The following is a 364-nucleotide window of genomic DNA, read 5'->3' as shown; positions in this document are numbered from 1 at the left end:
CCCCGACGGTAGGCAGGCTGCTGAAGGAGCAGGGCTTCAGCCTGCAGGCCAACGTCAAGACGCTGGAGGGCGCGCAGCATCCCGACCGGGACGTGCAGTTTCGCTATATCAACGACCGAGTCAAGGACCATCAGAGCGCCGGGCAGCCTGTGATCAGCGTCGACACCAAGAAGAAGGAGCAGCTCGGGCAGCTGCCCAACCCCGGGCGGCAGTGGCGCCCAAAGGGCGACCCGGTCCAGGTCGAGGACCACAGCTTCTTCTTCACCGGCCCGGATGTCCCGCATGCCATCCCTTACGGCATCTACGACCTGGCCACCGACCGGGGCTGGGTCAACGTCGGAGTCGACCACGACACCTCGGCGTT

1 protein-coding gene is annotated in these 364 nt (G+C 65.9%); it reads left to right on the top strand.

Going from position 1 to position 364, the window contains the following annotated elements:
* On the top strand, positions 1-364 hold a 364-nt coding region (locus QSK36_RS43195; protein WP_502883475.1), incomplete at both ends, for an ISAzo13-like element transposase-related protein.

The sequence above is a fragment of the Microbispora sp. NBRC 16548 genome, from assembly GCF_030268985.1.
GTDB lineage: Bacteria > Actinomycetota > Actinomycetes > Streptosporangiales > Streptosporangiaceae > Microbispora > Microbispora catharanthi.
The sequence above is the reverse complement of the archived record's forward strand: the minus strand, read 5'-3'. Positions and strand labels throughout refer to the sequence as shown.